This window comes from Vibrio neptunius, from assembly GCF_000967495.1.
Taxonomy (GTDB): domain Bacteria; phylum Pseudomonadota; class Gammaproteobacteria; order Enterobacterales; family Vibrionaceae; genus Vibrio; species Vibrio neptunius.
On the sequence record NZ_JXXU01000077.1, the window covers coordinates 1 to 8,854 of the forward strand.

Annotated in this window: 9 protein-coding genes; 8 read left to right on the top strand and 1 reads right to left on the bottom strand. The window is 36.6% G+C overall.

The window, feature by feature from the left end:
• Positions 1 to 909: 909 nt before the first annotated feature.
• On the top strand, positions 910 to 1,548 hold the full coding sequence (locus TW84_RS21360; RefSeq protein WP_045977640.1) for an AbiV family abortive infection protein: 639 nt from the start codon (positions 910 to 912) through the stop codon (positions 1,546 to 1,548).
• Between the two features lie 12 nt (positions 1,549 to 1,560).
• Here the strand turns inward: TW84_RS21360 and TW84_RS21365 are convergent, their stop codons facing one another.
• Positions 1,561 to 2,487, bottom strand: coding sequence for a BrxR family helix-turn-helix transcriptional regulator (locus TW84_RS21365; protein WP_045977641.1), 927 nt, complete (start codon positions 2,485 to 2,487; stop codon positions 1,561 to 1,563).
• A gap of 199 nt (positions 2,488 to 2,686) precedes the next feature.
• Here TW84_RS21365 and TW84_RS21370 point away from each other — a divergent pair, with 199 nt between their 5' ends.
• From TW84_RS21370 to TW84_RS21400, 7 genes are all read left to right on the top strand, one after another.
• The gene (locus TW84_RS21370; RefSeq protein WP_240478215.1) at positions 2,687 to 3,640 is read left to right on the top strand and encodes a nucleotide kinase domain-containing protein; all 954 of its coding nucleotides are present in this window, start codon (positions 2,687 to 2,689) and stop codon (positions 3,638 to 3,640) included.
• A 51-nt stretch (positions 3,641 to 3,691) separates the two neighbouring features.
• The gene (locus TW84_RS21375) at positions 3,692 to 4,645 is read left to right on the top strand and encodes a thymidylate synthase (RefSeq protein WP_052707951.1); all 954 of its coding nucleotides are present in this window, start codon (positions 3,692 to 3,694) and stop codon (positions 4,643 to 4,645) included.
• 2 nt (positions 4,646 to 4,647) lie between these two features.
• Positions 4,648 to 5,124, top strand: a complete 477-nt coding sequence (locus TW84_RS21380) for a TIR domain-containing protein (RefSeq protein WP_045977644.1) — start codon at positions 4,648 to 4,650, stop codon at positions 5,122 to 5,124.
• On the top strand, positions 5,124 to 5,759 hold the full coding sequence (locus tag TW84_RS21385; protein WP_052707952.1) for an Nmad2 family putative nucleotide modification protein: 636 nt from the start codon (positions 5,124 to 5,126) through the stop codon (positions 5,757 to 5,759). Before TW84_RS21380 ends, TW84_RS21385 begins: the two co-directional genes overlap by 1 nt.
• Before the next feature lie 2 nt (positions 5,760 to 5,761).
• On the top strand, positions 5,762 to 7,726 hold the full coding sequence (locus tag TW84_RS21390) for a TIR domain-containing protein (RefSeq protein WP_045977646.1): 1,965 nt from the start codon (positions 5,762 to 5,764) through the stop codon (positions 7,724 to 7,726).
• Positions 7,719 to 8,339 carry a nucleoside/nucleotide kinase family protein gene (locus tag TW84_RS21395; protein ID WP_045977647.1) on the top strand — a complete coding sequence of 207 codons (621 nt, stop codon included), beginning with the start codon at positions 7,719 to 7,721 and terminating at the stop codon, positions 8,337 to 8,339. The genes TW84_RS21390 and TW84_RS21395 overlap by 8 nt, the downstream gene beginning before the upstream one ends.
• 212 nt (positions 8,340 to 8,551) lie before the next feature.
• Positions 8,552 to 8,839, top strand: a complete 288-nt coding sequence (locus TW84_RS21400) for a TIR domain-containing protein (RefSeq protein ID WP_240478216.1) — start codon at positions 8,552 to 8,554, stop codon at positions 8,837 to 8,839.
• Positions 8,840 to 8,854 lie beyond the last annotated feature (15 nt).

Here is an 8,854-nt window from a genome sequence, read left to right on the forward strand (position 1 = left end):
AGGGCATTGATTCTCAATAGTTTGCTGTAGAATTTGAATGTCGCGCATCGTTAGGGCTCTCTATTAAATCCATTTAATCCGATGTGTTTTTGGCGAAATTCATTAGATCAGAATGAGCGATGCGCGTCTACTCATTGTTTTATATAGAGATTATGAGGGGATTCGTAAGGGTCAGGCGTTTTCGGGAAATATCCTGCTTTGCGCACTAAGCTCGCTACGATTTTTCATCTTATTGAAGAAGCTTCGACGTCTAACGGTGACAAGTTCAATCCCGCCCTACGAATAAGAAAACGTGAAATTGTTCGGGCGATCTACTGGATTAGTTATCTAACTACACATTTTCGTCGCGTTGCAATGATGTCATTGAAAGAATCCAAACAAAGCTCAGAAAAGGCTTCGCAATCAAAGCTCTCAACATTGTATCCAAGTTTTACGCGACAAAAGCTCTCTCAAATGAATTGGAGTTGTTTGAACACAAAAGATTGCAGAGAAAGAGCTATAGAAATTCTTATCGAAAAAGGGCATATCAAGGAGAAGAGCAATCCCAAAAGGTTTGTTATACACCCAAAATATGCGCCAACTCAGTAGTAAACTTCTACCTGCATACCTGCGGAATAATGCTCAGATATTGAATGAATTGTTCCGCATGAAATACAGGTTGTTCGCAAAATAGGCTGTAGCAGCTTGACGACACAAATAGATTCTAGGGTGCTAGGCTATGTCCATAAGAGATTTCTATGAAATCATTTGCCACTAGGTTAGTTTTATTCTGAAGAGTAAGAAATGTATGCTGAACTGTATGAAAAACTAAAGGTGCCTATGAAGTTAGTGTCGATTTAAGTCTTAACTTTCTGATACTATGGGTTTTTATTATGTAACAAGGTAGGCGAGTAGAGCTGGGAAGGCGATATGTCATTGAGTATTAGCCAAATTGATGAGTACATGAAGGCATTAGTGACTAATGCTAAAGATTTGCTTCGAGAATCTGAGTTGCTTTTTAGAAAGAAAGCTTATGCGCGTTCGTACACTTTGGCTCATATAGCTAGAGAAGAAGTCGCTAAGTGCCACATATTATACGCAGCAGGACGCCGACAACTTGCTGGAATTGATGTTGACTGGAAAGTGACGATGAGGCGGCTCCGAGATCATAAATCGAAGCTGAAGCAAGAAATTGTTAGTAACGGCACAAGCTCTTTGCTATTTGGAGGGAGTAAACAAGTTTTCGAAGATTCAATGCACTTTGCTCAACGATCCTCAGAACAGCGTAATGACTATAAAAATAATTCCTTATATGTAGGACTGTCTTCTGACGGGGAAATAACTCAACCAAATAAAGTTATTGATAAAGATCGTGCACAAAAAAATATCGAGCTAGCCCGTTTTGCAATTAATAGCGAGGTTAAGTTACAAAATAAAATTGGAAGCCTGAAAAATATAGACCGCAGTATTATGCCGGATATTTCTTTTGTTGACTCAATGGCTAAAGAACAGCCAAGTGAATTGCTAAAGCAATTAGCAGATATTTTTGATAAATATAATGAGAAGTAGCTTTTATAGAAATCATATATTGGCGGAACTTGCACTAATTAATGCATCAACAGTGTCCTTATTAATGAGTCTGAACTTATAGAATCTATCATTTTTGAGATCCAAAGTGACATCGGAAGTGTCGATAAACCATTGTTTAAAGAGTATCCACAGCTCCGATTCGCGCTGAGTTACCACTAGCTCGTTCTGGGCATCCTTCATACCAAAATCGCGTCTTATTTTGGATCGTTCTTCGTCGCTCAAATTTTCATGAAGTTGAAGGACAAGAGGAATGTAGTTGTTCCATGCGTGATCGAAGGTCAGTTCCTCGTGATTCAATCTTTGATGCTTCGCGTCAAAAAGTTCTTCAACCATTACCGCACGAGCAAAGCTAAAATTCTTAAAACCTGCATTCTCGTCAACTTGATTTCTGTCGTAAGCGCGAAAATTCCAAAATCGTCCATCATACATTAGAGCCACTGGTAAAAGAGTTCGTTCGCTCACTGTGTGGCGATGACCTGATAGGTAGTTACATTTAATTGCATAACCACCATTCATTGCCCTTGTTATTTTTGCGACATTTTCAGAGTCCAACAGGTCTGAAATATGGCCTATCCGTGAGAAAGGCAAAACAGGGCTATTGATAAGTCTGCTTTTGTCAAAGCCACTAGCTAGCATCTCCAGAGCGGTAATAGCATTAATAGAGAACAGAGGTCGGTAGCTTTCTATGAGGATCGTATTAGCTCTTACTGCTCGATTATAAAACATGTTTTCCGGACACCTGCTGTTGTATACGGACAAGACTTTTGATGCAGCAGCTTCAGCCAATCCAAAGGTTTCCCTTAAATCAGAACGGTTTACAACACCTGTAAATCGTAATCGGAAATCTATATATGCGAGTCTTACTGCAGTGGAATGATCTTCATGCAGCATTCGCATAAAGTTTTGTTGTCTTGTCATAATTAGTAGTGCCTCGGTAGCGTGTATGCATCTTACATGACATATTGACTATTTCAACATTAGTGATGCACGTATCTATTATGTACGTGGCAAGGGTGGTTTGTCTAATATATTTTATAAATGACACTTGCATAACGTATCTTTGAGGAGTAGGATTTGGTTAACTTATCATCAAGTGTTGTTACTTAAGGCTGTGATTGTGGAAGTTAGGGATGAAGCATTTAGGCATTACTTTTACTTCATGAATGAAAGGATGGACATCTTTTGGAAGCGCTATTCCGACGAAGGCCAAAACTGTTCTGTATTCACATCAGATCCAATTTTGCAGATGAGCAAGTTTACTAACGTTTATCGATGTACAGATAGAGTGTCACAATATTTGATTAAAAATGTCATATATTCAGGTGACTATTCAGAAGAGGACTTACTCCTTAGAATACTAGTTTTCAAAATATTTAATAGGATAGATACATGGGAATACCTCGAGTCAAGAATAGGTGATATTCGCTATGAAAACTTTGACCATGCATTATTCTCATTACTCTTATCGGAAAGAATATCAAAACAGCCGATATTTAGCCCTGCATATTTAATGACGGGCAGTCACTCTCTATATAATGATAGCTATATATACAAACATGAAAAATGGCTCGCTATGCTTTCAAGTGAGATATTGAAGTCTAGTAACTTATCAAGAATATTGCGCTGTTGCTCCTTAAGAGATTTATATCTGGAATTGAAAGCATGTAGCTTCATTGGGCCATTCTTAGCATATCAATATTCGATTGATTTGAATTACTCGAATATTTTTGACTTTGACGAGAACTCTTTTGTCAAAGCCGGAATTGGCGCAGTTAGAGGTATAAAAAAGTGCTTTGAAAATTTAAACGGATACACGAATGAAGATGCTATTCGATATACGTATGAAAATATTGATAAGTTTAGAGATAAATATGGTTATGATTTTAGTAGCTTATTTGGTAGAGAGCCTACTTTAATCGACTTGCAAAACTGTTTTTGTGAAACAGACAAATATCTTCGAGTTAGAATGCCAGAGTTAAATATTGGTAACAAGAGAATAAAGCAAAAATTCAAAATTAACCATAAGAAAATAGATTTTTACTTTCCTCCTAAATGGAACTTAGACTATTAATTAGGTGAGAAATTGCATACGGAATCCTACAATAATATTAACGAGCTATTAGTGGAACTTTCAAAGGTTTTGCTAAGCGAGGCTGTTGCCAGAAATACGAGAGGTAACAGATGTTATGAGCTACCAGAGCCAATCATTATCAAGTTAGAAAATCCGACTGCTAGAATTGTCACACTCGAAGAGAGGCATTGGCCTTTGCAGATGGGGTACGCTGAGTCTCTGTGGCTAGCATCTGGAAGGAATGATTTGGATTTTATGTCTGCATATTTGAAAAACTTATCCAATTTTTCAGATGACGGAGTCTATATTCGTGGAGGTTATGGGCCTAGAATTAGAGCTTACAATAATTCTAATGAAGATTATGCAGTCCCATCTGTTGAGCGTGGGGAAAATGATGGTAGTACTGTAGATCAATTGGGATATGTTATTGATTGTTTATCCCACGAGTCCACAAGTCGACGTGCAATTATAGAAATTGGAGATCCGAATAAAGATCTATTCTCACGTGGGGCCATGAAAAAAACACTAGATTTTCCATGTACTCGCAGTCTTCAGTTTATCATAAATAGTGAAGGTAAATTAGATATGTATGTTCATATGAGATCGAATGATTTTATATGGGGTATGACGGGAGTTAATATATTTAACTTCACATTCATGCAAGAGTATGTCTCTCAAATTTTGGGAGTGCACTTAGGTTCGTATTATCATGTGGCGAACAATCTACATTATTATGAGCATCATAAAACGATGATGGATTCTCTATCTTGTGCGTCGTTTGATTATGACTATTTCGAATACAATCGAGATGTTTTCTCTTTCGAAGAATTTAATAATAAGGTGAGGTTATTGTCTAATTGGGAGACGAATATTAGGCTTAATAAAAATCATGATTTGATCGATCTAAAGAGTGATTTTATGAATGACTGGCAAAAAGTATTGTATAGGCATTTAACAGGCAATGACTGTGAGTTTAAGAATCCAATATTAAATTATATGAGGTGATTATGTCTGATAATGAGAACAAAAACGTATTCATTAGTCACTATGGCAAAGATGACGATAGCGTACAAGGACTAAAGAAACTACTGGCAAATAATGGCTATACGCTAAGAAATAGCTCAATAGACAGTACCAAGCCAAATGAAGCGAAAAATGAAGACTATATAAAGCAATTATTAAGGGAAAAAATGAAGTGGGCAGGTTCTGCAATAGTTTTAATTGGGCCAGAGACACATACTCGAGAGTGGGTTAATTGGGAGATTGAACTTGCTTATAGGTTAGGGAAACCGATAGTTGGAGTTTTCATGCAGGGAGCAACAGATTCTGACGTACCGGAGAGTTTTGAAAAATATGGAGATGCATTGGTTGGGTGGCGCTCTGACAAGATCATTGATGCTCTTGAAGGAAATTATAACCAGTGGTCAAATTCGACGGGTGAACCGTGGGCTGGAAAATTTACTCCATCTAGAGAGGTTTGTTGATGGCAAGCAAATATTACTCATACGTGATTCCGCGTGACTATGGTTTTGCTCCAAATCCGTTTGGGCGTGAGTGTACGTTAGCAACTTGTAAACCACAGGTTAGAAAGTCTGCAAAGGTAGGTGATTGGGTTTTTGGTACTAGCTCAATAGCAAAAGGTGCAAAAGCGAAAATCGTCTTTGCGATGAAAGTGGATAAAGTTACGCGATTTGATGATTATTATCATGCTCCTGAATTTCAATACAAAAAACCTACGATGAACGGTAGTTTGAAAAAGATGTATGGGGATAATATTTATCATAAAGAAGCTAATGAACATGGAAAAGTTGTCTGGATGCAAGACGATTCACATCATAGTTTACCTGACGGTTCGCCAAATCCTTTAAATGTTAAAAAAGATGCCGGAACGACTGATAAGGTTCTGATTTCCAGCGATTTTTACTATTTTGGTTCCGAGGGCGTACCTATACCTGAGTCATTAGTTGAGACGGTATGTAAAAAGGGGCCGGGTCATCGGTATGTTAAGCAGGCTCAAGCTGAGAAATTAATTGATTATATTGAAGATAACTTTGAACAGGGAATTAATGGCGATCCCACGATGTTTAAAAATGAGTTTCAAAGATATAATGGGAAATAGTTATGCCTAAAGAGTTTAACCAGATTTATTTTGTATGGCATCCCAAAGATGAAGCGTTAGCTAAGCCGTATTTCGACTTTGTAAGTAAAAGTCTAAGTCGAGATATGCTGAGGCCAATGTCTCGCTCCGTCAATATCCCTATATTTTATAGGACTTCTTCTGGAAGGAGAGTGCCAAAAGAAATCGACCTTGAACTGGGGGCAAGTGTTGTATTTTGTTTTTCCAGCAAGTGGGTATCTGGTAGTGATGAGTGGCGTTCATATTACGATAGTTTTGTTTCTGACAATACCATTGTCGTCCCCGTTGCGTTAGATAATAATTATTCCTTTAAACTTAATTATCCGATCTGCGATATAAATTTTATTAGAGAGTATGAATTTAGCAGCGATACAAAAAACTTAGAGTTTTTAGTATCTGCGATACAAGCAATTATTAAGAAGGTCAACTTCCAGATAGGAAAGAAAGGAGATGATCTAACTACAAAATTATTTCTGAGTCATGCTAAACATGATGATTGGGCAACAGATATTGCCCTTTCATTAAAGAAAATCATAGACAGCACATCGTTAAATAATTTCTTTGATGCGACTAACATACATGCTAGCTTTAATTTCTCAGACGAAATAAGGAAGGGAATATTAGACTCAACTGTAGTTTCTATACAGTCAGATAGCTATTCTTCTCGATACTGGTGCCAAAAAGAGGTTCAGTATGCAAAAGAAATAAATGTACCTATTGTAGTTATTAGTAGTTTAAGGAGTGGCGAGGATAGAATTTTTCCATATTCTTCAAACGTCCCTTCAATAAATATTGGGTCTCATTCATCCTTATCAAGAGAAGATGCATATAAGATATTGGAGCTGGCTTTATTAGAAACATTAAAGTTTTATTATAATGCTACTAGACTCAAAAAGTATGAAGATGAAAATACAGTAATCATATGTAGGCCTCCAGAGCCATATGATTTGAAATGGTTGTCATACAAAGATAAGAAAATAAATAATATAGTCTATCCTGACCCGCCTTTATACGAGTTTGAATCTAAACTGTTTGATGATTTTGGCCTTAAGGTTGCTACACCGCTGACTTTATTAAGTAAAGGTTTATCTAATATCCAGTTGGGAATCAGTATTTCTGAACCAGATAACGAAGAGCTTTCCCACTTGGGAATGAGTAAGGACTATTTGAAATACATATCTCAATCGGTTGCAAAACACACCTTATATCAGGGAGGGACTCTTGTCTATGGGGGTGATCTGAGACCATCAGGATACACCGAGTTTATTTTTGATGAAGCTTTGGTAGTTCAAGATAGATTAAGAAGAAATGACATAAAAGTACGTAATTATTCTGCATGGCCTATTTATTTACTTGATGATGAGGAAATGTGCGAATGGATTGCAACATATAATAAAGTCGCAACTTTTATTAAAGTACCGTTGTCTCAAGAGCTTAAGAAAAAAATAGACGAAGATGAGTTTCTTCCTCCTAACGACATAGATAATAAGATCGTATGGTCTAAAACGCTATCTGATATGAGGCAAAAAATGATAGGAGAGACTGATGCTCGTATTTGTGTCGGAGGAAGGTTGCGAGGATACAAAGGTCGTTGTCCCGGTGTGTTGGAAGAGATTTTGATGGCTATAAGAGGTCGTCAACCTGTCTATCTGATGGGGGCTTTCGGGGGCGTTGTCGGTAGAGTCTGTGAGTTGCTTGAGAGTAATCAAGTACCGGAAGAGCTTACTAGTTCTTGGCAAGAATCGCAAAACGAAGACTTTTTAGAAATTGCGCAAAATCTAGGGTTTGATTTTGATAAAGAAGTAAATAATCTAAGCCAGTTTGGTTTGTATGAACTATCAAAGTCCAATGGTCTTTCAGTTGAAGAAAATATAATGCTTTTTCATACCCTAGATATAGGAGTGGCTCTTGATTTGATATTTAAAGGAGTCGTTGAAGTGTATGGATAAACGTTTAATAATAATTGAAGGAGCAGATAAAGTTGGAAAGTCTACAGTAATTTCACTTCTTAAAGAATCATTAGGTGCTTTTGTTATATCTCAACCTAATGGGAAGGGTAAAGTTGCATTCTTAAGGGAGTTATTGAAATCAGATACATACGAATTTAGCTCTTTTTCACGTCAATTACTGCATACTTGTAGTCATATAAATGATTTTTATGAGTTTATGTCAGGACATGACAGTATATTAGTTATGGATAGAAGTTATATATCTGCTCTCATATATGGCAAGGCCGATGGTGAGTCCGATGCAAATTTAGAACTTCTCAAAAAAATACATAACTCAGTGTATGGGGATTTGAGCTACAACTTTAAAATTGATCTGTTTGTATTGTGTGCAAGTAGTATGTTGGTGAAAAGTGACAATAGTTACTATGAGAGAAATTTAGATATGCAGTACATTAATTCATTGTATAAGAAGTTAGATGATAAGAATAGCGATTATTACTTTGGTAGCAAGGAAAAGATACATTTTGTAGATGTTGATTCATTTTATTCTCCTGAGGCTATCAAAGACCATGTTCTTAGTGCTATTAATTTAGGTGATCGAACAAAGGCCTAACGCACATTATGTTATTGTTTTTAATAGCTTTTCTTTCTATCTGATTTTGCAGGATAAACGAAATTACATAATATCTAAAAGATTCTAACTCTTAATCTTTATATTTTATTTCTACTTGCAATCTTTAATAAAGAAATAATGAAAAGTAAACAGAATAAAACCGCATAGAGAGTATTGATTTTTTATAAAGTAATCAGCAAAAGGAATGCTATATGACAAGGCATAAATGTTTTATTTCCTATCACCATGAAGATCAAAATGAGGTTGATGATTTTATTCGAACATTTGATCATGAGCGAGACGTTTTTATCTCACGAGGATTAGGGCCAGAAATGAGCCCTGACATCATTAATAGTAACGATCCGGATTACGTTATGAGCCGGATAAGAGAGTTATATCTACAGGATTCGACAGTTACAATTATTTTGCTAGGAAAATGTACATGGGCTAGGCGATATGTCGATTGGGAGCTTCAATCATCGCTTCGGAGTGGTCTGTAGTGGTCAACAAATTCC

Excerpts from the sequence above, each read along its gene's own strand:
- TW84_RS21360 (WP_045977640.1), top strand. The coding sequence starts at position 910 with ATGTCATTGAGTATTAGCCAAATTGATGAGTACATGAAGGCATTAGTG.
- TW84_RS21365 (WP_045977641.1), bottom strand. The coding sequence starts at position 2,487 with ATGACAAGACAACAAAACTTTATGCGAATGCTGCATGAAGATCATTCC.
- TW84_RS21380 (WP_045977644.1), top strand. The coding sequence starts at position 4,648 with ATGTCTGATAATGAGAACAAAAACGTATTCATTAGTCACTATGGCAAA.
- TW84_RS21385 (WP_052707952.1), top strand. The coding sequence starts at position 5,124 with ATGGCAAGCAAATATTACTCATACGTGATTCCGCGTGACTATGGTTTT.
- TW84_RS21390 (WP_045977646.1), top strand. The coding sequence starts at position 5,762 with ATGCCTAAAGAGTTTAACCAGATTTATTTTGTATGGCATCCCAAAGAT.
- TW84_RS21395 (WP_045977647.1), top strand. The coding sequence starts at position 7,719 with ATGGATAAACGTTTAATAATAATTGAAGGAGCAGATAAAGTTGGAAAG.
- TW84_RS21400 (WP_240478216.1), top strand. The coding sequence starts at position 8,552 with ATGACAAGGCATAAATGTTTTATTTCCTATCACCATGAAGATCAAAAT.